The sequence below is a fragment of the Geomonas propionica genome (assembly GCF_016458235.1).
GTDB lineage: Bacteria > Desulfobacterota > Desulfuromonadia > Geobacterales > Geobacteraceae > Geomonas > Geomonas propionica.
On the sequence record NZ_JAEMHK010000014.1, the window covers coordinates 93,902 to 120,746 of the forward strand.

The 26,845-nt window shown below is 62.9% G+C and carries 22 protein-coding genes; 16 read left to right on the top strand and 6 right to left on the bottom strand.

The features are described 5' to 3' along the window. Nucleotides 1-17: 17 nt before the first annotated feature. Complete coding sequence (locus JFN90_RS17390; RefSeq protein WP_199396386.1) at nt 18-4,502, bottom strand: DEAD/DEAH box helicase; 4,485 nt, start codon at nt 4,500-4,502, stop codon at nt 18-20. A gap of 141 nt (nt 4,503-4,643) precedes the next feature. After that, entirely contained in the window at nt 4,644-5,597 is a 954-nt protein-coding gene (locus tag JFN90_RS17395; protein ID WP_199396387.1) for a hypothetical protein, read from the bottom strand. A gap of 356 nt (nt 5,598-5,953) precedes the next feature. Here JFN90_RS17395 and JFN90_RS17400 point away from each other — a divergent pair, with 356 nt between their 5' ends. Next, nucleotides 5,954-6,166 (top strand): hypothetical protein, encoded by a 213-nt coding sequence (locus tag JFN90_RS17400; protein ID WP_199396388.1) that lies wholly within the window; start codon nt 5,954-5,956, stop codon nt 6,164-6,166. Nucleotides 6,167-6,249: 83 nt separating this feature from the next. On the opposite strand, the gene JFN90_RS17405 is transcribed toward JFN90_RS17400, so the two are convergent. Further along, nucleotides 6,250-7,428 carry a hypothetical protein gene (locus JFN90_RS17405; protein ID WP_199396389.1) on the bottom strand — a complete coding sequence of 393 codons (1,179 nt, stop codon included), beginning with the start codon at nt 7,426-7,428 and terminating at the stop codon, nt 6,250-6,252. Between the two features lie 14 nt (nt 7,429-7,442). Continuing rightward, nucleotides 7,443-7,952 carry a DinB family protein gene (locus tag JFN90_RS17410; protein WP_199396390.1) on the bottom strand — a complete coding sequence of 170 codons (510 nt, stop codon included), beginning with the start codon at nt 7,950-7,952 and terminating at the stop codon, nt 7,443-7,445. Between the two features lie 163 nt (nt 7,953-8,115). Between JFN90_RS17410 and egtD the strand changes: the two genes are divergently transcribed. Then, the gene (gene egtD / locus JFN90_RS17415; protein WP_199396391.1) at nt 8,116-9,186 is read left to right on the top strand and encodes an L-histidine N(alpha)-methyltransferase; all 1,071 of its coding nucleotides are present in this window, start codon (nt 8,116-8,118) and stop codon (nt 9,184-9,186) included. Beyond that, the gene (locus JFN90_RS17420) at nt 9,183-12,590 is read left to right on the top strand and encodes an IscS subfamily cysteine desulfurase (protein ID WP_199396392.1); all 3,408 of its coding nucleotides are present in this window, start codon (nt 9,183-9,185) and stop codon (nt 12,588-12,590) included. The genes egtD and JFN90_RS17420 overlap by 4 nt, the downstream gene beginning before the upstream one ends. A gap of 16 nt (nt 12,591-12,606) precedes the next feature. Here the strand turns inward: JFN90_RS17420 and JFN90_RS17425 are convergent, their stop codons facing one another. Continuing rightward, nucleotides 12,607-12,906 (bottom strand): PQ-loop domain-containing transporter, encoded by a 300-nt coding sequence (locus tag JFN90_RS17425; protein ID WP_199396393.1) that lies wholly within the window; start codon nt 12,904-12,906, stop codon nt 12,607-12,609. A 100-nt stretch (nt 12,907-13,006) separates the two neighbouring features. After that, entirely contained in the window at nt 13,007-13,393 is a 387-nt protein-coding gene (locus JFN90_RS17430; RefSeq protein WP_236019042.1) for a c-type cytochrome, read from the bottom strand. Nucleotides 13,394-13,590: 197 nt separating this feature from the next. Between JFN90_RS17430 and JFN90_RS17435 the strand changes: the two genes are divergently transcribed. The 13 genes from JFN90_RS17435 (at nt 13,591) to JFN90_RS17490 (ending at nt 26,796) form a co-directional block, all read left to right on the top strand. After that, nucleotides 13,591-13,914 (top strand): hypothetical protein, encoded by a 324-nt coding sequence (locus JFN90_RS17435; protein ID WP_199396395.1) that lies wholly within the window; start codon nt 13,591-13,593, stop codon nt 13,912-13,914. Between the two features lie 232 nt (nt 13,915-14,146). Further along, nucleotides 14,147-14,578 (top strand): Fur family transcriptional regulator, encoded by a 432-nt coding sequence (locus tag JFN90_RS17440; protein ID WP_183346692.1) that lies wholly within the window; start codon nt 14,147-14,149, stop codon nt 14,576-14,578. Between the two features lie 191 nt (nt 14,579-14,769). Then, nucleotides 14,770-16,761 (top strand): ferrous iron transport protein B, encoded by a 1,992-nt coding sequence (gene feoB / locus JFN90_RS17445; protein WP_199396396.1) that lies wholly within the window; start codon nt 14,770-14,772, stop codon nt 16,759-16,761. Nucleotides 16,762-16,990: 229 nt separating this feature from the next. Further along, nucleotides 16,991-17,170 (top strand): hypothetical protein, encoded by a 180-nt coding sequence (locus JFN90_RS22290; RefSeq protein ID WP_236019043.1) that lies wholly within the window; start codon nt 16,991-16,993, stop codon nt 17,168-17,170. Between the two features lie 56 nt (nt 17,171-17,226). Next, entirely contained in the window at nt 17,227-17,871 is a 645-nt protein-coding gene (locus tag JFN90_RS17450) for a metal-dependent transcriptional regulator (RefSeq protein ID WP_199396397.1), read from the top strand. A 440-nt stretch (nt 17,872-18,311) separates the two neighbouring features. Continuing rightward, nucleotides 18,312-20,105 carry a methyl-accepting chemotaxis protein gene (locus tag JFN90_RS17455; protein WP_236019044.1) on the top strand — a complete coding sequence of 598 codons (1,794 nt, stop codon included), beginning with the start codon at nt 18,312-18,314 and terminating at the stop codon, nt 20,103-20,105. An 18-nt stretch (nt 20,106-20,123) separates the two neighbouring features. Further along, complete coding sequence (locus JFN90_RS17460) at nt 20,124-20,477, top strand: STAS domain-containing protein (RefSeq protein ID WP_199396399.1); 354 nt, start codon at nt 20,124-20,126, stop codon at nt 20,475-20,477. Continuing rightward, a complete protein-coding gene (locus JFN90_RS17465) occupies nt 20,477-20,842 on the top strand; it encodes a response regulator (protein WP_199396400.1) in 366 nt (121 codons plus the stop codon). Before JFN90_RS17460 ends, JFN90_RS17465 begins: the two co-directional genes overlap by 1 nt. Further along, a complete protein-coding gene (locus JFN90_RS17470; protein ID WP_199396401.1) occupies nt 20,839-22,929 on the top strand; it encodes a chemotaxis protein CheA in 2,091 nt (696 codons plus the stop codon). Before JFN90_RS17465 ends, JFN90_RS17470 begins: the two co-directional genes overlap by 4 nt. Nucleotides 22,930-22,977: 48 nt before the next feature. Then, nucleotides 22,978-23,832 carry a CheR family methyltransferase gene (locus JFN90_RS17475; protein WP_407931932.1) on the top strand — a complete coding sequence of 285 codons (855 nt, stop codon included), beginning with the start codon at nt 22,978-22,980 and terminating at the stop codon, nt 23,830-23,832. Beyond that, nucleotides 23,829-24,326: a chemotaxis protein CheD gene (locus JFN90_RS17480; RefSeq protein ID WP_328755761.1), complete on the top strand. Its 498-nt coding sequence runs from the start codon at nt 23,829-23,831 to the stop codon at nt 24,324-24,326. Before JFN90_RS17475 ends, JFN90_RS17480 begins: the two co-directional genes overlap by 4 nt. Continuing rightward, nucleotides 24,327-25,394, top strand: a complete 1,068-nt coding sequence (locus JFN90_RS17485) for a protein-glutamate methylesterase/protein-glutamine glutaminase (RefSeq protein ID WP_199396403.1) — start codon at nt 24,327-24,329, stop codon at nt 25,392-25,394. It abuts the gene before it with no gap. A 166-nt stretch (nt 25,395-25,560) separates the two neighbouring features. Next, entirely contained in the window at nt 25,561-26,796 is a 1,236-nt protein-coding gene (locus JFN90_RS17490) for an EAL and HDOD domain-containing protein (protein ID WP_199396404.1), read from the top strand. Nucleotides 26,797-26,845 lie beyond the last annotated feature (49 nt).

The window sequence follows — 26,845 nt, forward strand, 5'->3', positions numbered from 1 at the left end:
GAACAGGAGTAGAGGCGCTACGGGTACTGCCGCCAGTACTCAAGCCCGGTGTAGGATTCCTGGAAGCCGAAGCTTCTCAGTGGCGCGGCATAGGGCGATTCCTTCGCCGGCGCGCCGTTGATCTGCTCCACGGTGATGCGCTTCAACGGGTTGAAGTCGCGGCCGACCAAGGTTTTGAAAAGGTCGAGGTAGCTTTCGAGATCCGGGTCATCCGCGTCGGTTCTGAATTCCAGCTCCTTGCCGTAGCGCCTGGAGATCAGGGCCAGGCGCGGACCGTGGTAGACCAGATGGGTGGACGGGATGCGGGAAGGGAGCGTTTCGCGCAGCCCCTCCAGACCGCTGCCGCACAGTGAGGCCGGGTCCGCGGCGTTGAGCCAGAAGACGGCATCCTGGGGGAGGCCCCCCTCCAGCAGCTGGTACGCCTCCCGCGACACGAACTGCAGTCCCTGGATGCCGGCGAAGAAGTTGCCGGCAATGAGCTCGCCCGACATCTCCATGATGCGCAATGTTCTGAACAAGCGGCTCCACTGCAGGGAAGGAAGCTCCCGCGTCAAAAGCTCCCTGAACAGGATCCCGTAGCGCTCCAGCAGCACGCGGACGCGATCCTTGTTCCTTTCCTCCTTTTCCAGCGCGTCACTTTCCGCTTGGCGTCCCGGAAGCAGGAACCAGTTGCCAATACCTTCCTGGGCGCGGTTCCAACGGCTACCGGGGAGGCGCCGCGGGTTGCGACCGTGCAGCGGATGGCGGTGCCCGGAATCTCCCTGCGGCAGCTCGAAGCGGTTCAGGATTCCCTTGCGCACCGCCGCGAAGGAGTCGTTGCTCACCTCTCCCCGCCAAGCCTCCTGCCAAAGTTCGGTGGTCGCCGCTGCCGCCGTCACTCCCGTCGTGGAACAAATCGCGCTCAGGTTGTAGTGCCCCCGGTCATCGGGAATCAGTGCAGGGTGTTCTGGCAACGCTGAGTCCGTCTCCCCCTCATCCTGGTCCAGGAACAAGTCGAGGTCTTCGGGGAAAGCGAAGGAGAGTCTCTTGGGGCCGCAGCCGAACCAGAGCAGGTCGCTACTCTGCATCAGGCTGTCCAGCCAAGCTCCGAGGTAAGGGGCAAGGCGGGCGGGTAGGACATCTTCTTCCCAAAGACCCACTGGCAGCGGCGCGCCGAGCAGTTGCTCGAGCCGGTCCCGCAGATCTTCCGCTGTGCTGCCGGGCTGCGCTACCCCCTGGAATTGAGCCAGGAACAACGGGAGCTGGGCGAGTTCCAACGCCTCGAAGGTGGGGCGTCTCGACCTGCGCAGCATCCGTAGCAGCGCCTCCAGGTTGACGGCGTCGCAGACCTGCGGTTCGGCGCAGCCTTCGCTGAACTGGTCCACCAGCACGGAACCGCTTTCTTCCAGGCTCTGCAGAGCATCGCGCAGCAGGGCCTCCTCAAGCCCTAGGGTACGCTGCAACACGGCCAGTTCCACCGGGCCGTAGTAGGCAAGCCACCTCCCCAGCACTCTCGCGGTGGCAGGTTCCTCTTCCTCGCCGCCATTGTCCTGCCCCCGTCGCCACAACTGGTCGAGCGATTCCCGCAGCAGTTGGGGCAGGCGCGGGTCCGCGACGTGCGGGGTGACACTGATTTCTTCCCTGCTCCGCTCCAACCCTCGCGCGATTTCCGGGATCATCTCCAGTGCGGCGACCAGTGGGACCTCCGCACCGGTGAACTCCAAAAGTACCAGCCGTTCAGCGACCTGCGGTAGCAGCTCCTCCGCATCCGGGCCGCCGTCACGATGGACCGCTTGCAATAGCTCCGGCCATTCCTGGAGCGAAATCAGCAACCTTTCCTTGACCCAGTCGATCAATTCGCGGGCGGAGTCAGGGGCGTATCCCGACGCCAGCCGCTGGCGTTTCTCCTGGAACTGGCGCACCAGTTCGACAGGAAGGTGCGGGCGCAGGTGCGGCGAGAGTGCGAGCTCCTTAAGGAAGTCGCTGCCGAGAGAGGACTTTCGGCCGCCCCCCAGGGTGTCGTCCTCGTAGACGTACTTGTTGGTCTGCTGCCAGATCAGTCCCTTCGCGAATGGAGAGGCCTGCTTGGTGTGCACGGCGGTGACCTCGATGCTGCCGTCCTGGATTTCCTCCAAGAGCCGCTTCAGGTTGGGGAGGTCGAAGTCGTCCTTGAGCGCCGAGCGCCAGGTTTCCAAGAGGACGGGAAAGTCGCGGTAGCGCATCACGGAGGCAAGGAGCTTCTTGGAGCGGAGGCGGTTCAGCCACAGTGGCATCCGTCTCTTGAAGTTGCTTCGCGAGAGAAGCAGCGCCCGGCCGGCATTCTCACGGAATCGAGCCCCGAAGTAGCCGGTTCCCTCCAGCGATTCCCTGAGCAGGGGCTCGATGTTGTCGGGGGTGACCAGTTCAAGTATTTCGTTCAACTGCTCCATTTCGTGGGGCAATAGCAGCGCGATACCGTCGTTGTTGTAGAAGGCCTGCAGCGGATAGCCGTAGCGCCTCTCCCACGCCGCCACCAGCGCGAAGGTGAGAGGGCGGTTCACGGCGTTGCCCCACAAGGTGTGCAGGATGATCTGTTCGGTCTCCGCACCCCCAACCGGGTCGCGGAAGTGCTCCACCAGCAGGTGGTGGCGGTGGGGAAGGGACGCGCCGGTCGCTTCCCTTTGCAGCTTCAGGTAACTTTCCAACGCTCCGGCCGCATCCTCATCCATGTAATGGCGCCGCTTTAGCTCCTCGACCAGGTCCTGCCCTCCCAGCCGCGACTCGCACCATTCCAGGAACGAGGAGATTTTTTCGGAATAGAAGAAATCCCGGTCCAGTTCTTCGGCGCGCCAGAAGGGGATGATCTGCTGGGGCTTTCGCGACGGCACGACCAGCACCGTGCTGTGGCTGATCTCGGTGATCTGCCAGACTTGGGCCCCGAGCGCGAAGGTTTCGCCCAGTTTTCTTTCCCAAACGAACTCCTCGTCCAGTTCCCCGATCTTGGCGCCCGTGTCTTTGAGGCGAAGCTCGTAGTATCCCCGCTCCGGTATGGTCCCTCCCTCCAGGTAAACCAGCATCGACAGGGCAGGACGGGTGACGATCGTTTCCTCCAGGCGGTCCACCGTGACGCGCGGGCGCAGCTCGGGCACGTGCGAATCCGCGTACTTCCCTTCCAGCATGCCGATCACCAGATCGAACTGCTGCCGGGTCAGGTTGCGGTACGGATAGCTGCACTTCAGGAAATCGTAGAGCTCGTCCAGGTGCCACTGTTCGGGGAGCGCCATGGCGAGGACGATCTGGGCCAGCAGGTCCAAGGGCGCCTCCACCGGGTGCAGTTCCTCGATCTCACCCTCGGCGATGGCGCGCGCGATGACGGCGGCGCAGACGAAGTCCATGCCGTAGGTGGGGAAGAGCTTGCCGCTACTTATTTCGCCCACGCCGTGCCCGGAACGGCCGATGCGCTGGATCGCCGAGGAGATGGAGCGCGGCGTCTGGATCAGGACCACGCTGTCGAGTTTGCCGATGTCGATGCCGAGCTCCAGCGAGTTGGTAGCCACGATGGCTTTCAGTTCGCCTCGCTTCAGCCGTTCCTCGACCGCCAGGCGGATCTCCCGAGACAGCGAGCCGTGGTGGGAGTAGGCGAGTTCCTCCCCGGAGAGCTCGTTGATGAGCCGGGTCACCTTTTCCGTGGTCCTCCTACTGTTGGCGAAGAAGAGCGTGGAACGGTGCTTGGTGATGATGTCGGTGAAGCGGTCCACCAGCCCGGGCCAGAATTCTTCCTCTGCGCCGGAAAGCACCGAAGCGGGCGCGCTGATCTCCAGTTCAAAGTGCTTCTCCTGTTCGCTGCGGACGAGCGAGATCGGGCGCGGCTGGTGGCGTTGGCCGACCAGGCGCAGCCCAGCGACGAAATCGGCGATCGTTTCCAGGGGGCGCACCGTGGCCGAGAGGGCGATGCGCTGGAACTCGCCGCTCAGCAGGGTGAGCCTTTCCACCGCCGTAATCAGGTGCGTGCCGCGCTTGTCGCCGGCGACCGCGTGGATCTCGTCCAGGATGACGGTTGCCACGCCGGTGAGGGTGGCCCTGCTCCCTTTAGAGGTGACCATGATGTTGAGGCTTTCCGGGGTGGTGATCAGGATCTCGGGGGGATGACGCAGCATCCTGCGCCGCTCGTCGCCGGGGGTGTCGCCGCTCCTGGTCTGGACGGCGATGGCGGGGAATTCCTCGCCGTGAACGGCGAAAAACTCGCGCAGTTGGCCCAGCGGGGCGAGCAGGTTGCGGCGCACGTCGTTATTGAGGGCTTTCAGCGGCGAAACGTAGAGCACCCTGGTTTCGCCGCGGGACCAGGCGCCGGTGACCAGCTGGTTGATCGCCCACAGGAAGGCGGCCAGCGTCTTGCCGCTGCCGGTCGGTGCGGTGACCAGTACGTGGCGTTCCCGGCTAATTTCGTCCCAGGCGCGCAACTGGACGTCGGTGGCATTGCCCACTTTCTCGATAAACCACTGCTGGATCAGCGGGTGGAAATGTCTCAATACGGATGGTGGCATAGCTATGACTTTAGGCTACAAAGGCTGTTTCTTCAAGGCGGGGCGTTGCTGCACATATAACCCCAGGCGCTGAAAGCGAAGCCCCCTTCCTCCTGCGGGGGAAAGGGGGCTTTATGAGGTACTATCGTGCAGGGGTGCAGGCTAATCGGTGCAGAGTTGCCATTCAGCGTTTTCATTGGTAAGGGCGGTGACTGTGGCCCCTGTCGAACTGAAGGTGAGTCTGGCTTTCGTGCAATGGGCGCCGGCTGCCTGGAACACGCCCGAGGTCGGCACGCCGGAGAGGTCACTCACGTTCAATGGTGTCGGTGTGGTCACCTCTACGTAGCCGTAGTTCGGATGATAGTAGACGCCGGTGATGGTGAGTGTGTTCCCGGTGAAGGTGTAGACCCAATCCTTAACCCAGTAGTTGGGGCTCGAGTTGACGCTCACCGTGCAGGACATCCTGAGTGTTTCGCTGGTAGCGTTGGCGCTGAACGCGAAGGAGCCGTAAATGGTTGCGGTCCCCTTGGGGGTGGTGGCGGAAAGTGGTGTGCATTCCATGGTGATCGAGTCGTAGCTGCCGGTGCTCGGGTTGTAGATGCCGGTCATGGTGACGGTCCCCGAGATGGTCGGACCGTCGCTGACGTTCTGGTACTTGCTGTAGGTCATGGTCCCGGTGAAGTTGCCGGTGCTCTCGTTGACCGTCATGGTGACGGCGGCCGATCCCCCGACCGCACCGTACACCGTGCTGTTGGCGGCAACGCCGGTGAGCGGGGATGCCTGCTTGACCCGGGCTAAGGCCTGCGGGATGCTCCTCTGGACCGTGGCGGCAATCTGCGGGAGGGTAGTCAGTTTACCGCCGGGCGTGTCGTCGTTTTGCACCATGACGCCGATCACGTTTGCCGACGAGCCGATGCTACCGGCCGCGTAGGCGTCGGTAGTAAAGGCTACCGCGTTGCTGGTGGTGATGCTCGCCCGAGCGGTCGGACCGGTGTACTTCGAGTGGTCAACCGGCTGGTCGCTCCCCCCTCCGCCGCCACCACAGGCAGGCACCAGGGCCAACAGTAGCGTGATCCATAAAGCCTTGGACATCCTCTTCAGCTCTGTCATGTTCATAGCCACCTCCACTTACAGCTGGTTGTGCCTCTGCCACGGGCGGCGGAGACAGTTGTCGGGTTAGTCACGATGTGGTCTCTTAGTTTACGAATTATATATCTTTAATCTTTGGCGTGATTGTGACGGACGTCACCACTACCACAGTTACGGCGGCCTGGTGACAGAGGGAAGTGAGCCCGGCGCGTAGAGCACCCGCGGTAAGAAGTGGTTGTTATCTCGTTCGGCCGCCCAAAGGAATAGCGGATGAGACATGAGCAGGAAAAGATATTTACATGGTCAGGTCTTAATGGTAATGGTGCGTTCTGTTCATGCTGTTTGGATAGGCCGCTACGGCGGCGGAACTGAAGGAGGCAAGTATGAGGAAGGTGGTACTGGGGGCGTTGCTGCTGGCGGCGCTTGGTGGCTGCGCCGGAGAAAAGGGTAAGGAACTTTTCGATACGGCGCAATTCGAGGAGAAGCAGAATAACCGCGAACACGCGAAACAGCTCTACCAGGAAGTGGTGACAAAGTACCCGGATAGCCCGGTGGCAAAACAGGCGCAGGAGCGACTGGCCGCCCTGGGCAAGTAGATTGCTTCAGTCTCGCCGGCCGCGCCCCGTCGTGACGAAGGCGCGGCCGTATGCATTCCCTTGCTGGAATTCGCGCGGCTCCATCAGTCGCTCCTGAGAAACTGCTCCGGGGCCAGACTGGTGGCGAGCATGACCATGTTGATGTCGCCGTGCGACCTCCAGTGTTCCGTACCCTTTCTCCTTTCCTCGATCCAGAACCCTTCTATTCGCCCCGAAAGCTTGTGAAACCACAGCATCGCTTCGAGGCGAGGCTGCAGCCACTCAGCCAGTTCGCCTCCCCGCACGTCCGGATACTCCTCGAACAGCCTGGCGAGTCGCGCGGCCCCCTTCAATCCAATGGAGAGCCCGAGCTCACGAAACGCCAGCCGATACTTGGCAGGCTGGTCGAGAAAGCTGCCCCCCGAATCCTCAAGGGAGACAACCGCGTCGTTGACCACGTGCTGGAACAGGGCGAGGTCCTGGAACGCCTCATTGATGATCAGTTCTCCGGTCCGGCAGGCGTCGGCCAGGATGCTGCCGATGCCGAGGCTGTCGCCGGTGCTGAATTCCCTGCCGCGGCACATCTCCGTCAACTCCCGGATCTCCCGCTCCAGGTCCGGCAACTCCTCGTCTGGGAAATGGCGCGCGGCGCACCTCATCTCGCAGCAGGTCACCAGGCCGTCCAGCGGGTCGTGCTGCCCGACCGAGGGGACCAGGGAGCGCCGAAGGTCGGTACTCATCTTCCAGTAAAGACCCAACGACCCATCCGGGCCGTCGCTGAAGCGGAAGGCCCGGTGCGCCGTCTGCGCCAGTTCCATACCCCAACGCAGGTAAAAGGGCTCTCCGGTGACCCGGCTGGTACGGGTCAGGGCGCGCATCCACTTGGTCAGGTAGTGGTAGTACTGGCCGTCCCGCTCCCACTCCAGGCGCTCGTCCATCGGCTCGTCCGGCGCGCGCTCGTCCATCTTCTTGCCGATGCGCAACCCGCCCCGGGTTGGATGTCGTTCTCCTTCTTCGTCGCTTAAACCGCTCAGCCACCCATTTTTCGCCGAGTCCGGGCGGTGCCGCCCCAGGGTGTGATGCACCTGGTCCACCAGGCTCCGTGCCAGCACCAGCCACTCCTCGTCCCGACTGCGGTGGTAGAGTTCCAGGAAATTGCAGACCGCGAAGGCGTCGGTCCAGAGATAGCGGCGCTGCGGTTTCTCTTCCCGGGATAGCCCGGTTTGGGCGGCGAAATCGAGCATGATCTCTTCGGCCAAAGTGACGCTTTCTTCTTTGTTCATGTCGGCTCCCTTGCTCAGTCGGCGCTCCCGGTCAGGTAACGGTTGTTGACGGGCCACAGTCCCATGACCTGGCGCAGGATGGCGATCTCCCCTATGTGGTAGGCGTTGTGGTCGGCCGCGAGCAGCACCTCCCTGAAGATGCTGTACCCCGGCGCGTGCGGGAGCGGGGCCAGCAGGTCGGTTTTTTCGTCCCGGACCATGTCCTTGAGGGCCTCCAGATCGGCCAGGAAGCGGTCGCAGCTCTCGCGCCAGCCGGTTTCGTCCGTGGTCCGGTCGGGAGGCGGTCGATAGCCGGCGGGGTACTCCGGGGAGCGGTGCGCGGGGTTTCTGATGAATTCCAGGATGTCCCACTGGGCGATGCGCAGGTGTTCCACGAAATGCCAGAGGGAGTAGTGCGTGTTGGGCGCTTTGGCGTTGATGGACTCTGGCGGCAGATCCGTCAGTACCTCCTCGAAATCGAAGTGCGCGTTGCCCCCCTGGAGCAGCGCCAGCAGTTCCTTTCTCATAGCGGCGTCGGCTGCCATCACCATCTCCTCCTCTCTCCGGTTCTGAAATGCTCCCCAACTCTACTGTCGCTGACCCCGATTGCAAAAGGTTCACGACGACTACCTGTGCGTTGACGCAGAAGATTAGTTATTTATAATCTTTTGACCTTTTTGCAAGTGGCAATGAGCCTGGAGGGAATTCATGGATGCTTTTTTTGCCTCACCCGAACCGCACCTCTGTCGCAACCTGCGCGATGCCTGCCTAAGGCGCACCCCGAGCATCGTACAGGCGGCGCAGGCGCGCGATCCTCTGCTCGACTTCGCCCGCTCCTGCGTGCGCGGTTTCTACTCCGATCCCCGTAGCCTGGAAAGCCGGTTCCTTTACGATGCGGAAGGGAGTGCCCTCTTCGAAGAGATCACGCGGCAGCCCGAATATTACCTCACCGGCACCGAAGCCTCGATCTTGGCCGCGCATTCCCAGGAGATCCGTGAGCTGACCGGGCCGAGCCGGATCCTGGAGCTGGGGTCGGGAAGCGCGCTGAAGACGGACCATATGTTAAAGGCTTGGCTGGAGCAGGGGGGAACCACCCGGTACTACCCCGTCGATGTCAGTGCCGCCGCCCTTTCCGCCGCCTGCGCCGGGATCAGGTCAAGGTTCCCTGCGGTGAAGGTGGTCGGCGTCCAGTGCCAGTACCGGGACGTATTCCCTCTTCTGGCTCAGCTCTCCCCGGTGTTGGTCGCCTTTTTGGGGAGCAGCATCGGCAACTTCTCTCCGGAGGAAATGCGCGCCTTCGTCCGCTCGTTGGCGGCGGCGCTGTGCCCGGGAGACTTCTTCCTGCTGGGCCTGGACCTGGTCAAGGAGCGGGCGCTGCTGGAAGCCGCCTACAACGACCAGGCCGGGGTAACCGCGCGCTTCACCCGCAACCTTTTCGCCAGGATGAACCGGGAACTCGGCGCCACCATCGACCTGGACGCCATCGAGCACGCCGCCTGGTATCGGCCGGACCAGGAACTGGTAGAGGTTTCGGCGCGCTTCACCCGGGAGCAGACCTTCCGGCTGACGCCGCCGGGCAAGACGATCACCATCGGGCAAGGGGAGCTGGTCCGGACCGAGATCAGCAGGAAGTTCCGGCTGGAGCGGGTGGTGCCGGAACTGGAGGGGTGCGGCTTCAGTGCCGAGCGGGTCTTCACCGACGAGCGGGGCTGGTTCGCGCTTCTCTTGCTGCGCCGGCGGCCGCTGTACTCGCCGCGCAAGGCGAGGCGGCCCTTATGAGCGGGGACGGCGTAGAAAAACGAGACGGGCTCTGCGGCATCTGCCCGGCCGGGTGCTTTGTCACCGCGACCCTGCAGGAGGGGCGGCTCGTCGGTGTGGAACCGCAGGCTGGGACAGCGCTCGGCATGTTGTGCCGCATCGGACGCCACTCGCCGCAGATTGTCCACGATCCCGACCGGCTGCTCTACCCGCTGCGCCGCCGTGGCCCCAAGGGGGGGTACGACTTCGAGCGGATCACCTGGGACGAGGCCTTCGACACCATCGTGGCCCGGCTCCAGGAACTGAAGCTGCAGCGCGGGCCGGAAGCGGCGGCCATCTACACCGGCCGGGGCAGCTTCGACATGGCCCTGTGCGACCTGTTCCAGCCCGCCGACGCCGCGGTCTCCTCGGCCTCCAGCGTTCTTTTCCCCTTCGGGTCCCCGAACACCCTGGGCGTGGGAGCCCTCTGCTATGTCTCCTTCGCCATGATCGCCCCGCACGTCACCATGGGGGAGATGCTGATCACCATGGAGACGGATCTGGAGCAGGCGGAACTGATCGTCCTTTGGGGGGCGAACCCCGCCACCGATTCTCCCCCCTTGGCGCACCGCCAGATCCTCCAGGCGCGGGAGCGCGGCGCGAGGATTGTCGCCATAGACCCGCGCCGCGGCGAGACTGCCCGCGAGGCCAAGGCGCAGTGGATCCCGGTCCGCCCCGGCACCGACGGCGCCTTGGCGCTCTCCATGATCGCGGTCCTCGTCGATGAGGAACACTACGACGAGCGCTTCGCCAGGGATTGGACCGTGGGGTTTGAGGAGCTGTGCGCCCTGGTGCAGCACTATCGCCCGGAGGCGGCGCAGGAGATCACCGGGGTTCCCGCCGCGACCATCCGGGATCTGGCGCGGCAGTTGGCGGCGGCCCGGGGCGCCGTGCCGGTCATGTACACGGGGCTCGAGTACTCCGATAGTGGCGTCCAGGCCATCCGCGCCGTCTTCACCCTCTTTGCCCTGGCTGGGCAGCTGGACGTTCCCGGCGGGCTTCTGTTCCGCATGAAGGAAAACATCTTCCCGCAGAACCGCTCCGGCCTGATCGGCAACCCCGATATCAAGCGCGCGCTGGGGCGGGACCGCTTCCCGGTCTACAGCTCCTATCGCGGCGAATCCCACGCCTCGGTGCTTCCGGAGGCCGTGCTGGAGGGGAAGCCGTACCCGATCCGCGCCCTGATTGTCCTGGGGGGCTCCCTGATTACAGCCTGGCCCGACCCGGAGCTGTGGCGCCGGACCCTGGGGGCGCTCGACTTCCTGGTCACCATCAACCGCTACCATACTGCCGATTCCGCCTACGCCGACATCGTGCTCCCCGCCACCACCTACTACGAGAACGTCTCCTACATGCGCTACGGCCCCCTGTTCAAGGTGAGGGAACGCCTAGTCGCGCCGCAGGGGGAGGCGAGAAATGACTTCTTTATCCAGGCCGAACTGGCCCGGCGCCTGGGCTACGGCGAGCTCTACCCGCAAGGCGAGGAGGAACTGCTCCGCTTCGCCCTCGCCGGCTCCGGGTTCACCCTGGAGGAGGTCCGCGCCGCCGGAGGGGAGGCGCGGGTGCCGACCGTGATGATGCAGTACAAGAAATGGGAAAAGGGACTCTTGCGCCCCGACGGCCGGCCCGGCTTCAATACCCCCAGCGGCAAGTTCGAGATCGCGTCCTCCATCCTGGCCGAGCATGGCTACCCGTCGCTGCCGGTCTATAGCGAGCCCGGCGAGGGGCCGCTGGCCGATCCTGTCCTGGCTCGCGATTACCCCCTGGTGTTCAACTCCGGGGCGCGCAACATGCACGACTTCCGCAGTCAGCACCACGGTGTCGCCGTTCTCTCCGATCCGCTTCCCGAGCCGCCGGTGACCCTGAATGCCGAGGACGCCGCGCAATTGGATGTAGCTGACGGCGAGCGGGTTTGGGTGGAGACGCCACGGGGAAGGGCACTGTACCGGGCCCAAGTGACGGCGGACATCGCGCGCGGCTGCATCGACGCCGCCATGGGCGGGGGAGGGCCGCTGGGGCCGAAGGCCTGGCAGCAATGCAACGTGAACCAACTCACCGCCCCCAACCGCTTCGACCCCATCTCCGGGTTTCCGGTCTACAAGACCCTGCTCTGCCGGGTGGTCAAGGCCGGGGAGGAGGTAGGGACTCCGGCTTGGATTGAGGCGACGGTAGCCGGCGGCTGTGTCGTCGAGCCGGGTCCCCGTGTTGATGTCGCGCCGCAGCGCCTGGTCTACCTGGACCACAACGCCACCACGCCGGTGCACCCGGAGGTGCGCGAGGCGATGCTCCCGTTGCTCACCGACGAGTTCGGCAATCCTTCCAGCATCCACGGGGCGGGCAATCGCGCCCGAAGCGCCCTCGACGCCGCCAGGCGCATCCTGGCCCAGGCCCTGAACTGCACGGCGCGCCGCATCGTCTTCACCGGGGGCGGTTCCGAAGCGGACAACCTGGCCATTCGCGGTGCGGTCCTGGCAGGAGACGGCGCCAAGCGGCACCTGATCACCAGCAGTGTCGAGCATCCCGCAGTGCTCAATACCTGCCGCGCCCTGGAGCGAAGCGGTTGCGAGCTCACGGTGCTGCCGGTGGACGCCGACGGCGTAGTGCGGCCGGAGACGCTGGAGCGGGCCCTGCGCCCGGACACCCTGCTCGTCTCCGTGATGCTCGCCAACAACGAGACCGGTGCGCTGCAGCCAGTGGCCGAACTGGCAGGCATCGCCCACCTCCACGGTGCGCTCTTTCACTGTGACGCCGTGCAGGCACTGGGGAAACTGGAGCTTGACGTCGAACAACTGGGGGTGGACCTCTTGACGCTCTCCTCGCACAAGATGCACGGGCCTAAGGGAGTAGGGGCGCTCTACGTCGGGCGGGAGGTGGCGCTGGAACCGATCATCACGGGGGGAGGGCAGGAGCGGGGATTGCGTGCCGGCACCGAGAACGTTCCCGGCATCGTCGGCTTCGCCAAGGCCGTGGAACTCGCCCAGCAGATGCTGCATGCCGGTGAGGCGGCGCGGCTCTCAGAGCTGCGCGATCGCCTGGAACAGGGCGTCCTCGATCTGCTGCCGGGGGCGCGCCGCAACGGGCCGCGGCTCATGCGCCTTCCCAACACGCTCAACATGGAGCTCCCCGGTGTCCGCGGCGAATCACTGGTGCTGCACCTGGACCGGCAGGGGATAGCGCTTTCGTCGGGGTCGGCGTGCAAGTCGGGCAACCCCGACCCGTCCCACGCGCTCCTCGCCATGGGGCTCACGCCGCAGCAGGCGCACTGCTCGGTGCGCTTCTCGCTGGGGTGCTCCAACACTGTGCAAGATATTGATTACGTGCTTTTGTGCCTGGGTAAATTGCTGCGCGAGACGGCCGAGTCGGTCCGGTTCGTCCCCTGCCGCTAGGGGGGCAGGTGGGTGATCAGCAGGCGGAGGAGTCCCGCCGCGAGGCGAAACGGCTGGCAAGGATGATGAGGAAGAGGGCGCCGGAGCCGAGCGTGTTGCCAAGGCTCACCGCGGTGAAGATGTGGTCGTGCACCAGCAGGCAGGCGTAGAGGGCGGTGATGACGGAGCCCACGCACCAGCCGCCGAAGGTGATCGGTGAAAGGGAAAGGGCATGGTTGCGGTCGCTCCATGCCCTCGTTATTTGAGGTAGGTACAGCAGAACTGCGACGAAGCCGTTCATCGCGTAGAGGGATTTGAGCGCCGGAAGAAAGGTCATGATGGACACCTTACTACATCGGGGTTCCTCGGGAGGTGAACTGGGTCACAAAGTGGGGAAGTGTCGGTGGGGGCGGTACCGCCCCCACCGGAGCTGCGGCTTACGGGAAGGTGGCCAGGATGTATTGGCCGATTTTCTGGGCGTCGTCGTTGGAGATCATCCCCTCGTCGAACTTGTTCATGCCCGGACCGGGGTTACGCATGATCTTGACGATATCCTCGGGCTTGGTGATCTTGCTTCTGTCGGCCATAGCCTTGGCGCTCAATGTCTTGGCAGGGGTGATGGTGTTGCCACCGTTGGGGTGGCAGACCGCGCAGTGCTGTTTGAAGAGCTGCTCCCCGGTGAGGCCGGTTGCCGATGGTGCAGGCTGCGCGGTCGCCGGTGCTGACTTAGCCGTTGTTACCGCACTCTGTGGCGGTTGCGCCTGCTCTTCACTCTTCTTCTTGCAGCCTGTGACGCCTCCGGTTATCAAAGCCAAGATTGCCATTGTTACCACCAAACGCCTGTGCATGTGACACCTCCTGTTAGAGTTTATTCATCCGGCGAGTATACCAAAGAAAAGCATTCGCACCGGAATTGCGTCGATTTTCATGCCGGAGTTTTTCAAGCGGTGTTTGACAGATGATGGGCGAATGTTAATGTTAACCGTTCTCGCCATCCCGCCCCGTACTGGAGGAGCCAGCTATGAAGAAGATGCCGATCGCCATCGTGTTGCTGCTTTTGTCCCAGGCCTGGTTGTCGTGGGGGGCAGGTGATGAACTGGTGCACCGCGGTAACGGCAAGTTCCTTCCCGACCAGCGGGACGTAGAGGTAAGCCCGACGCAGGAGGACGCGTGTGAATGCTGCCAGAAGTGCAAGGCGGCCAAGAAGGAAACGAAGCCGCAGTTGGAAGAAGACACCAGCAAGCAAACCGGTTGCGAGGCGTGCTGCCAGAAATGCGGCAGGCCCGTTCAGCCGCTCCCCGAAGACATCCCCTCCGAGATCATCAACAAGCCACGGCCCAAGTGATAGCGCGCCAGCGATGTCCGCGCGACCTTGACATGAGTGGACTGCTCGGCAGTTGCCACGGTCTGTCTCACTGGCGCCTCTCATAGTGATCAGCCGCTTTCGTGAGCTTTGCACCACCCATTTCCACCCTGCCTGACACAGACTCTTCCCCATTTCCTTCAGTCACCCAAAAAAAAGTTGACAGTCACTGTCACGCTCGCTATCATGACATCCACTTTCAATTGGGGTTCTCATGAAACGAGCCAAGAAAAAAGTTTTCGCTGACTTCATGTCCCAGAAGGGTTTGAAGTCGACCAAACAGCGCGACATCATCCTCGACTGTTTCCTTTCCAGCGACAGGCATCTGAGTATCGAGGAACTGTACCTGAAGCTCAGGTCCAAGCACCCGAACATCGGCTATGCCACCGTGTACCGCACCCTGAAACTGTTCGCCGAGGCGGGCATCGCCCGCGAGATGCAGTTCGGCGACGGCCAGACCCGCTACGAGCACGTGAGCGAGGGGGAGCACCACGACCACTTGGTCTGTACCCGGTGCGGCCACATCGAAGAATTCGAAAACGAAACCATTGAAAAACTGCAGGACGAGGTGGCTAACAGCCGGGGCTTCCTGATCGAGCGGCACCGCCTCGAGATCTACGGCCTCTGCGCCAACTGCAGGAAGTAACAAAGACGTTTAACAGGCATACAAGGGATGAACAGGATGAAGTCCAAGGCAAAGGCTTCAGTCAAAATCCCTTTCATCCTCTTTATCCCTGTTAATTGCTTTACCGAAGAAAATTTTTTCCCGCCATCATGAAAGTGACATTCATTGACATTTCATTGGCAAACGAACGTTAAAAAGGGGTAGGTAGAGTCATGTCATTTTTTGGTAAGAAGGGTTCCTGTCACGAAACACCAACCGTCAGCAGTACCGGCGCCAAGAAAGTGGCCCTGGTAGGGAATCCCAATGTCGGGAAAAGCGTGCTCTTCAACGCCTTGACCGGTGCTTACGTTACCGTCTCTAACTATCCCGGCACGTCGGTGGAAGTCTCCCGCGGCAATACCGCGATCAACGGCGAGGAGTTCGAGATCATCGACACTCCCGGCATGTACTCCATCCTGCCCATCACCGAGGAGGAGCGGGTCGCCCGCGAGATCCTGCTCACCGAGCGGCCGCACCTGGTGCTGCACGTGCTCGACGCGCGCAATCTGGAGCGGATGCTCCCCATGACGCTGCAGCTGATCGAGGCGGAGCTTCCGGTCATTCTGGTCGTGAACATCATGGACGAGGCGGCGCGCATGGGGCTTGAGATCGACATCCCCCTCCTGTCCCAGCGCCTGGGCATTCCCGTCATCGGTGCGGCCACAGCCAAAAAGGTCGGCCTCCCGGAGATCAGGGCGGCCATCGCAGGCTCCAGCGCGGGCGCGACCCCTCCCTTCGCCTTCTCACGCCTCATGGAAGGAGACATCGCCGAGATCTCCGGTTGTCTGAAGGGAGAGTACATCCTCTCCAAGAAGTCACTGGCGCTGCTTCTCCTGCAGGGGGACGATGAGGTGGCGCAGCTGGTGTGCGAGACCGAAGGGGCGCATTTCGAAAAGGTCGAGACCGCGGTCAGGGAAAAGCGCTTCGAGCGCAGGGAATCCTTCCACCTCGACCTCTCCATGGAACGCAAGACCATCGTCAAGAAGGTGCTCGACGGCGCTTTCAGGACGCCTAAGAAACGGGTGGTCACCCTGGCCGAGCGCATCTCGCGCCTCACCGTGCGCCCGACCACCGGCATCCCGCTGCTCCTGATCGTGCTCTATTTCGGCCTGTACCAGTTCGTCGGCGTCTTCGGCGCCGGGACCCTGGTCGATTTGCTGGAGGGGAAAGTGTTCGAGGAGCACTTCAACCCCTGGGTCACCGAGGTGATCAAGGGGAGCATCCCCTGGCCCATCATCCAGGAACTCTTCGTCGGCGAGTACGGCGTCATCACCCTGGGCTTTCGCTACGCCGTGGGGATCATCCTCCCCATCGTAGCGACGTTCTTCCTTTTCTTCTCCGTTTTGGAGGACAGCGGCTACTTCCCGCGCCTGGCGCTCCTCGTCGACCGGGTCTTCAAGACCATGGGGCTTACCGGCCGCGCCGTGATCCCGATGGTGCTCGGTTTCGGCTGCGACACCATGGCCACCATGGTGACCCGAACCCTGGAGACGGTGCGCGAGCGCGTCATCGCGACGGTGCTGCTGGCGCTGGCGATCCCCTGCTCGGCACAGTTGGGCGTGATCATGTCGCTCTTGTCGAAGACCCCCAAGGCGCTGTTGGTTTGGAGCCTGTGCCTGTTCGGCATCTTCCTGCTGGTGGGTCTGCTGGCCGCCAAGGTGCTCCCCGGTGAGACTCCCATGTTCTACATGGAGATCCCGCCCATGCGGCTGCCGCAGTTCTCCAACGTGCTCACCAAGACCTACACCCGCATGCAGTGGTACTTCATGGAGATCCTGCCGCTGTTCATCCTGGCTTCCGTGCTCCTGTGGCTGGGCAAGGTGACTCACTTCTTCGAGAAGATGATCGAGGCGATGACCCCGATGATGGCTTCCCTGGGGCTCCCCAAGGAAAGTGCCGTCGCCTTCATCTTCGGGTTCTTCCGGCGCGACTATGGCGCCGCCGGCCTCTACGACCTGCAAACCAAGGGGCTGATGGACGCGCGCCAGCTCACCGTCGCCGCCGTCACCCTGACCCTGTTCATACCGTGCGTGGCGCAGTTCCTGATCATGAAGAAGGAGCGCGGCTGGAAGGTGGCCATCGGCATCGGCCTGTTCGTTTCCACCTTCGCTTTCGGCACAGGCTGGATACTGAACCGCTTCCTGCTCCTGACCAACCTTTTGTAAAGGGGCGACAACCCAAAAACACTCGAACAGGGATAAAAGGGATAAAAGGGATGAAGGCATAAAAATAAATACGGAAAGCAACTTAAAGAGATTTGTGAGGTACCCCCAGACGTGTCTTTTCTTCGCGACTTTGCGTCTTGGCGTGACACCGGCTTGGCTTTAGGGGTTATCCCTTTGATCCCTTTTATCCCTGTTAAATAGGTTTTGTAGAGCGTCAGTAGAGGTTGCCATGAGGTGCGGATTTTGCGGACATGAGTTCGCCGAGAGCGAAGGAAACGTGGGGTGCAAAAATTGCCCGATGTCATCCGGCTGCAAGATGGTAAAATGTCCCCGCTGCAATTATGAGAACCCGCCCGAACCGGCTCTCGTTAAGGGATTGAAGAAGATGTTCGGTAAGAAGGATAGATGAATCGCGCCCGTGGGCCGCAACGATGACCCCGAGTGAGGGTGACAAAAGGAGAAGTCATGAAGCTTAGCGATAAAGCGGAAGAGATACTGGAGGCGCTCTGGATCGAGTCGGAGGAGAAGGGGACCGGCTACGCCGAACTGGACCGGATGGAGATCGATGCCTCCGACCCTGCCTACCACGAGCTCTCCGCGCAGGCCCTGGTGGAGATCAAGGACGGGCGCATCTACTTCCGCCCGGAGGGGCGCGAGGAAGGACGCATGACCATCAGGCGGCACCGCCTGGCCGAGAGGCTGATGATGGACGTGTTGAACATCAGGGGCGAAAGCGGTGACGTGAAGGCGTGCCAGTTCGAGCACCTGTTGAACGAGGGGGTCGACAGCAAGGTCTGCACCATGCTGAACCACCCGGCGACCTGCCCGCACGGAAAACCCATCCCCCCCGGGGAGTGCTGCGAAGAGGCGCGCAAAAGCGGCGACCTCGGCGTGGTGCCGCTCACCGAGCTGAAGCCGGGCGACGACGGCGACATCGCCTACATCCAGACCGAAGACAGCAAGAAGATGCAGAAGCTGATGGCGATGGGGGTGCTTCCGGGGAACCGGATCTCCCTTTTGCAGGCCTTCCCCTCCTATATCTTCAGGGTCGGATTCTCCGAATTCGCCATCGACTCGGCCATGGCCCGCGAGATCTTCGTCCGGCGCTAGCCATACTAATCAATGCCGCAACAAGGGCGTCCCCTGCACCGGGGGCGCCCTTTTTTTTTGAACCTTTAAAAGCTGTATCGCAAAGAACGCCGAGTACCCGCTAAGGACGAGAAGAGAGGCTTTGGGGTAACAAACAAAAGCCTCTCTTGGCGATCTTTGCGCCTGCCTCGCGTACTTTGCGTAACAGCTTTTTTTGTGGTCAAAAGTCCCGAGATTATTGGTGAGTGGCGTTGGCTCGGGGGGGCGGTGGCCTCCTGGGTGGTGGCAGAACCCCAATGTGGGCGCGGATTTCCCATTAAATTGCGGAAGTTTTCGATTCCATGAGAAAAAGGCTTCAAGATCTGCCCGACGGTGTCGATAAAATATCTCAACCGGGCCGGTCGGCAAAAAAGCCGGCGGGGCCCGCAGGATCAACGCTCACGAGAAAAAGGAAAGCTATGATGGCTGGCGGCAACGATAGCGGCACGCGGGATTCGGAAGTCAGGGTGCTCGCGCCGGGATGGTCCGGCGTCCTGGCCAGGGCTGCGGCGGAACTGGCGGTGATTTCCGGGACCACCGAAGACGAGTTCCTGGCGATCGGCGGCAGGCTGCAGGACTTCTACCAACGCGGCCTCGGCATCTCCGGGCTCGCTTCGGACATGGTGGGGGAGGTCGCCGGCGACCACGTGACCGGCGCCATGGACCGTCTGGGGGAGATGCTCGATCACATGGGCCACTATGTGGACCGCGCCCATAACGAGATCGAGGGGAGCGCGCAGACCTTGCGCGAGATCCTCGGGCTCCTGGAGAAGGTCAGCGACCCGCTCTCCGGCTTCAAGAAGGTGAACAAGGTGCTGCGCATGCTTGGGATCTCCACCAAGATCGAGAGCGCGCGGCTGGGGCAGAGCGCCGCCGGGTTCGATACCCTGGCCAGCGATGTCGGCGATCTTTCGGTGCAGGTCAACGAGAAGGCGGCCTTCATCCTGAAGAGAAAGGACGACCTGGCGCGGGAGATCGAGCAGACCCTGACCGGGGTCCTTGAGAGTGGCGCCCAGCAGCATGACAAGGTCATGCAGGTGCTGGCACGGACCAGGAACAGCCTGCAGTCCCTCACCGAGATCAACACGCGCTGTTCCAGTTCGGTGGCCCTAGTCTCCGCCGTCTCCGACGAGGTGTACCGCTCCATCGGCGACGTGGTCATGTCCATGCAGGCCCACGACATCGTGCGCCAGCAGATCGAACATGTTCAGGAGGCGCTTGACGAGGTCAAGGACGGGTTGGACACGGGAAGCTGCGGCGCGGACGCGACGGCCACCATCTGCGAATTGCAGATCGCCCAGCTGAGGCACGCCTCCGACGAGCTCGACGGCGCGGTGCGCATCATCATGGAGAGCCTGAGGGAAGTGGCCAGGAAGCAGTCCGGCCTTTCCGCCCAGACCAGCGGCATGTCGGGCATCGCGGACCAGGCGGGGGGAAGCTTCTTCACGGGGATGGAAAGGGACATCTCGGTGGTGAGCGACGCGCTCCTGGAAAGCTCCAAGGTGAACCAGGCACTCTGCGTGGCCATGGGAACCGTGGCGGAGACGGTGGGGGAGATCGCCACCTTCGTCGGGGACATCGAGAAGATCGGCGAGGAGATCAAGCTGATCGCCTTGAACGCCCAGATCAAGTCGGCTTACACCGGCGACGAGGGGGCGGCGCTCGGGGTCCTCGCCGAGGCCATCCAGCGCCTTTCCATCGACGCCATCGACCATACCGGCGCGGTGTCCGGCACGCTGCAGGGGATCATCGGCGTCACCGACCGGCTGAACCAAGGGGTGAACGTCGAGACCACGGGGCTTGAGTCCGAGGTGCACGGCATGGTGCAGAACCTTTCCGACCTGGTGCAGACCCTGCGGCAGGTGAACGACAGTCTGCAGCGCTCGCTGCACAAGATGGATGACTCGGTCACCCGGCTCTCCACCGACATCGAGCAGGTGGTGTCGGGGATCACGGTGCACCGCAAGGTGGCGCAGGTGCTGGAAGAGTCGATCCGCGCCATCACCGGCGTCGCGACCGAGGCCCGCAGGCTGGCCCCGGCCGGCGTGGCGGGAAACCTGGACCAACTGGCGCAGCGCTACACCATGCAGAGCGAACGCAGGATTCATGAATCTCTGAACGGCCCCGCCACCGGCGGCAGGATGCCCACCCTCTCCGCGCCGGCCGCACCGGCGGCCGAAGAGGACGGACTGGGCGACAACGTGGAACTTTTCTAAAACAACAAGAGGATCCATATGGACGAGGTGAAGTTGGAACGGCTAACAGACCCGCAAGGGACAACCCTCAAGGTTTCCGGCGGGGTCACCATCTGCGAGGCCCGGGATTTCCGGGAGGCGCTCTTGGCGGCACTTGAGGAGGCGCCGGAGCTGCGGTTGGACGTCTCCGAGCTGACCGGGATCGATCTGACCGGAATGCAGCTGTTGTGCGCGGCGCACCAGAGTGCACGGCGCCGCGGCAAGGAGCTGCGTGTCTACGACGGCGGCAACGCCACCTTCCGTGAAGCGGCGAAGGGCGCCGGATTTCAAAGGCACTCCGGGTGTCCGCAAGATCGAGCTTGCAGTTGCATCTGGGTACGAGGAGAGAGCTAATGGCCAAAGTGATAATGACAGCGGATGATTCTGCCAGCGTAAGGCAGATGGTGACCTTCACCCTGAAGCAGGGTGGCTACGACGTGGTGGAGGCCGTGGACGGCAAGGATGCGCTGCAAAAGCTCGCCAGCACCAAGGTGGACATGCTGATCACCGACCTGAACATGCCCAACCTGGACGGCATCGGGCTGATCAAGGGGGCGCGGGCGCTGGCCAGCTGCAAATTCATCCCGATCGTCATGCTGACCACGGAGTCCCAGGACTCCAAGAAGCAGGAAGGTAAGGCGGCCGGCGCCACCGGTTGGATCGTGAAGCCGTTCAAGCCCGAACAACTGATGGCGGTTGTAAAGAAGGTGCTGGGATGACCGACCTTCATCGGCAGGCATTCAAGGAAGAGGCATACGAACTCCTGACGGAACTGGAGTCTTCGCTGCTGGAGCTTGAGGAGCGGCCCGATGATCAGGACCTGATCGGCCGGGTGTTCCGGGCCATGCACACCATCAAGGGGTCCGGCTCCATGTTCGGCTTCGACGACATCGCGAGTTTCACCCACGAGGTGGAAACCGTCTTCGACATGGTGCGCAACGGCAAGTTGAGCGTCACCAGCCGCTTGGTGAACCTGACCCTGGCGGCCCGGGACCAGATCCGGGCCATGCTGGACGCCGCCGACAGCGGTGCGGCAACCGACCTGCAGGCGAGTGCTGCCATCATCGTGGGGCTGCGCGAACTGGCGGGCTTCGGCGGCGGCGAGGCGGGAGCGCCCGAGCGGCACGAGGAGGCGGCGCCACCGCAAAAGGACCCGGTCACCTACCGGATCCGCTTCGTGCCCCCCCGGGACGTCTTCGTCACCGGCACCAACCCCCTGAACCTGCTGGCGGAGATGATGGAGCTTGGCACCTGCACCGTGGTGGCGCAGACCGGCGGCCTGCCGTCGCTGGAGGAGATAGACCCGGAAGGGTGCTACGTCTACTGGGACGTGATCCTCACCACCGACCAGGGGGAGAACGCGGTGCGCGACATCTTTATCTTCGTGGAGGATGATTGCGACCTGAAGATCCAGGTGGTGGCAGAGCACAACCGCTACGACGAGCAGCAGGACTACAAAAAACTCGGGGAGATCCTGCTGGAGCGGGGGGACATCACCACCGACGAGATGACGGCCGTCCTTTCCCGGCAGCGGCGCTTTGGCGAGCTCGCGGTCTCCGAGGGGATCCTGGACGAAGGGAAGGTTCAGGCCGCCCTGGCGGAACAAAAGCACGTCAAGGAGGTGCGCCAGGAGAAACAGGTGGCGGACGCCTCCTCCAGCATCCGGGTCCCGGCGGAGCGGCTCGACCTGCTGGTGAACCTGGTGGGAGAGATGGTGACGGTGCAGGCGCGCTTGTCGCAGACCGCCGCCCATCGCGACGACGCCGATCTCATCGCCATCGCCGAAGAGGTGGAGCGCCTGACCGCGGAATTGCGCGACAGTGCCCTCAACATCCGCATGCTCCCCATCGGCAGCACCTTCAACAAGTTCAAGCGCCTGGTGCGCGACCTCTCCGCGGAACTGGGCAAGCAGATCGAGATGACCACGGAAGGGGAGGAGACCGAACTGGACAAGACCGTGATCGAGAAGTTGAACGATCCGCTGGTGCACCTGATCAGGAACAGCATCGACCACGGCATCGAGCTCCCCGAGGTGCGTGAGGCGGCCGGGAAACCGGCGCGCGGCACCGTCCACCTTTCGGCGGTCCACTCCGGCGACAGCGTCCTCATCACCATAGCCGACGACGGCGCTGGGCTGGACAAGGAGGCGATCCGTACCAAGGGGATCGAGCGGGGCATCATCTCGCACAGCGCCGAACTCTCCGAGAAGGAGCTCTTCGGGCTCATCTTCGCTCCCGGCTTCTCCACGGCCAAGACGGTCTCGTCGATCTCGGGTCGCGGCGTCGGCATGGACGTCGTGAAGCGGGCCATCGAAGCCCTGCGCGGCAGCATCGACATCACCAGCGTGCGCGGCCAGGGAACCCGCATCATGGTGAGGATCCCGCTCACCCTGGCCATCATCGAGAGCCTGCTGGTGAAGATCGGCAAGGATGCCTTCATGATGCCCCTGGCCATGGTCGACGAGTGCGTGGAGCTGACCCGCGAGGACGTGGCGCGCTCCCACGGCAGGAACCTGGCCCGGGTGCGCGGGCACCTGGTACCGTACATACCCTTGCGGGAGCGGTTCGCCATCGCCGGCCCTCCGCCGGAGATCGAGCAGATCGTGATCACCCAGGTCAACGGTACCAGGGTCGGCTTCGTGGTGGACCACGTGCTCGGCGAACACCAGACGGTGATCAAGTCTCTCGGGCGCGCCTACAAGGACACCGAGGGAATCTCGGGCGCCACCATCCTGGGGGACGGCTCCGTGGCGCTGATCCTCGACATCCCGCAACTGGTGCAGGCGGTCGAGACGGAACAGAATTGACGAGTAGGGGAGGGCGTAGCGCCTATGCAAGCAGCGAGGGCCGTTAACATGGTAGAACCAGGCGTCATCGAGCACAGCGCAGCACTGTCGGCGCGCGACTTCGGCAGGCTGAGCCGGTTTATCTACGATACCTGCGGCATCAAGATGCCGGACGTGAAGAAAACCATGCTGGAGGCGCGTCTGCAGAAGAGGCTGAGGACCCTGGGTATCCACAGCTTCACCGAGTACTGCGACTTTCTCTTTTCCCCCGAGGGGATGGAGAAGGAACTGGTGCAGATGCTGGACATGGTCACCACCAACAAGACCGACTTCTTCCGGGAGCCGGACCATTTCCATTACCTGACCCAGACCGTGCTTCCCGAATGGGTGAAACGGCACCCGGGCCTCACGCTTTCCATCTGGAGCGCCGGGTGCTCCTCCGGGGAGGAACCCTACACCCTGTGCATGGTGCTCTCCGAATTCGCCCTGCGTAACCCCGGGTTCGACTTCAGGATCCTCGCCACCGACATCTCCACTCGCGTGCTGGAAAAGGCCAAGACGGCGATCTACACCGAGAGCCAGGTGGAGCCGGTCCCCATGGATCTCAAGAAAAAGTACCTGTTGCGCAGCAAGGACCGCTCCAGCGGCATCGTGCGCATCGTCCCGGAGTTGCGCGAGAAGGTGCGCTTTCGCCGCCTCAATTTCATGGACGACGACTTCGGCATGCGCGAGCAGTTGGACATCATCTTCTGCCGCAACGTCATCATCTATTTTGATCGCCCCACCCAGGAGAAGCTGCTGCAGCGCTTCCACCGCCAGATGAAGCCGGGCGCCTTCATCTTCATGGGGCACTCGGAGACCCTGAGCGGCCTCGACGTCCCGTTGGCGAGCGTCTATCCCACGGTCTATCGAAGGCCCAAGTGATCGCGCCGACCCAGGGCAAGGTCGCCTTCCTGAAACCGGGCCAGATAATGGTAAGCTCTGAGCCTGTGCTGGTGACGACCCTGCTTGGATCCTGCGTCGCGGTCACCATTTTCAATTATCGGCTCCGGCTGGGAGCCATCTGTCACGCCCAACTGCCGGGCAACGGAGATCGCTTCGATGGCACGCAGGACGGCCATCGCGGCAAGTACGTCGATACCGCCATCAGGGAGATGCTGGAGCGGCTGCTGCACCGGGGGGCGTTGCGCGGGGAGCTAGAGGCCAAGGTTTTCGGCGGCGCCGACATGTTCGATGCCCGCGGCAGGCTGCGCACCGTGGGGCGGCAGAACTCGGAGATGGCGCTCAGGGTGCTGGAGCATGAGGCGGTCAGGGTGGCCAAGCAGGACCTGGGAGGGGAATGCGGCAGAAAGATCATCTTCCACTCCCACACCGGAGAGGTTCTTCTGAAGCGCATGAGAAAATCAGGGGGTTGTTAGATGCCCAAGAAGATAAAGGTACTGATCGTGGACGACTCGGCCGTGGTGCGTCAGACCATGGTGGAAATCCTCTCCTCCGACCCGCAGATCGAGGTGATGTCTACCGCAGGCGACCCCTTCATCGCGGCGGAGCGGATCAGGCAGGAAGTTCCGGACGTGATCACCCTCGATGTCGAGATGCCCAGGATGGACGGGATCACCTTCCTGCACAAGATCATGAGCCAGCATCCCATCCCGGTGGTGATGTGTTCCAGCCTGACCGAAAAGGGATCGGAGACCGCCCTGAAGGCGCTGGAGTACGGCGCGGTGGAGATCATCCAGAAGCCGCGGCTGGGGACCAAGGCCTTTCTGGAAGAGTCCCGGGTGAGGATCTGCGACGCGGTGAAGGCGGCGAGCCAGGCCCGGTTGCGGCGCGTTTCCGCTGTGCCCCACCAGGTGGCGCCCAAGCTCACCGCCGACGTGATCATGGAAAAGCCCAAGACCCAGGCGATGATGCAGACCACCGAGAAAGTTGTGGTGGTCGGCGCCTCGACGGGGGGGACCGAGGCGTTGCGGACCTTTCTCGAATCGCTGCCGGCGGACTGCCCCGGGATCGTCATCGTGCAGCACATGCCGGAGGGATTCACCCGCGCCTTCTCGCAGAGGCTGGACGGCCTGTGCCGGATCACCGTCAAGGAGGCGGAGAACAACGACACCGTGGTGCGCGGCCGGGCCCTGATCGCCCCGGGCAACCATCACCTGCTCTTGAAGCGCAGCGGCGCGCGTTACTACGTGGAGATCAAGGACGGGCCGCTGGTGTCGCGCCACCGCCCCTCGGTGGACGTCCTGTTCCGCTCCGCCGCCCGTTATGCGGGCAAGAACGCGGTGGGGGTGATCATGACCGGCATGGGGGACGACGGCGCCCACGGCATGCTGGAGATGAAGCAGGCCGGTGCCCTGAACGTCGCCCAGGACGAGGCGAGCTGCATCGTTTTCGGGATGCCCAACGAAGCGATCAAGCTGGGAGGCGTCGATTACATCCGCCCCCTGGACGCCATCAGCCGGGAAGTGCTGAAGCTGTGCAACTAGACGGCTAAACGGCCGTTCAACGTTCAACGTTCGACGTTGGGCTGTTGTGCGGTGGCCGAACTTTTCCTCGCTACGGGTATCGTTGCAGTCACAGTGCAGGTGGGCCAGGGAGAGGGTAATATCGAAACGTTGAACGTTGAACCTTGAACGGGTGTTAGGGGTAGACATGGTTGAGGAAAAGTTCTTTCTGGGGCGCCAGCCCATTCTGGACCGGACCCAGCAGATCATGGGGTTCGAGCTCCTGTTCCGCTCGCAGGAGAGCCTGAACGTGGCCAACATCCTCGATGTGCAGGCGGCCAGCGCCAGCGTCATCGTGAACGCGCTGACCCAGTTCGGCATCCAGGACGTGCTCGGGCGCCACAAGGGCTTCTTCAACGTTACCCGCGAAGTGCTGATGAGCGACGCGGTGGAACTGCTGCCCAAGGACCGCGTGGTGATCGAGCTCTTGGAAAGCATCGTCGCCGACGACGAGGTCTTCGACCGTTGCCGCTCCCTCAAAAGACAGGGGTTCAGCCTCGCCCTGGACGACCACGTCTACTCTCCCGAATTCCACGACATCTATCCCCTGGTCGACATAGTGAAGGTCGACGTGCTGGAAACGCCGGCAGAGTCGTTGCCGGAGATGGTCGAAAAGCTCAGAAAGTGGCGCCTCACCCTTTTGGCCGAAAAAGTCGAGAACGCGGAGCACTACAAGTTCTGCTCGCAGCTCGGCTTTGACCTGTTCCAGGGCTACTATTTCGCCCGCCCGGTGGTGCTCAGACAGAACAAGATCGACATCGGCAAGATCACCATGATGCAGCTTATGAAGCAGGTGATGGCTGATGCCGAGTGGGGCGAGATCGAGGAGACCTTCAAGCAGAACCCAGGGCTCACCTACAACCTGCTGCGCCTGGTGAATTCGGTCGCCATCGGGCTTCGTGTACGCATCAAGACCCTGCGCCATGCCCTGACCGTGCTCGGGCTGGAGCAGCTCAAGCGCTGGATCACCCTCGCCCTGTACGCCAGCAACGATCAAAACGGCGTGCAAAGCCCGCTTTTGGAGATGGCGGCCACCCGCGGCAAACTGATGGAACTGCTCCTCATCGCCTCGCGGGGGCGGGGTGCCGCGGAGCTCGCGGACCAGGGCTTCATGGTCGGCATCCTCTCGCTCATCGACGTGCTCTTCGAGGATCCCATGGAAGAACTGGTCGGTAAGCTGAACCTGGTGGAGAACGTGAAGAGCGCGCTTTTGCACCGCGAGGGGGACCTGGGTTCCCTCCTGGTGCTGGCCGAGTTTCTGGAGCAGGCCGATTTCGCCGCGGTGAGCGAGCAGTTGGATATCTGCGAACTGGAACTGGACCAACTTCTCTCCGCCCAGCTGGAGACCTTCTCGTGGGCCGACAAGCTGAGCGCATCCCTCTAATTTCACTCCTTGACACGAACCTTTCTTTTGATGTAACTTGTTTCGTCCC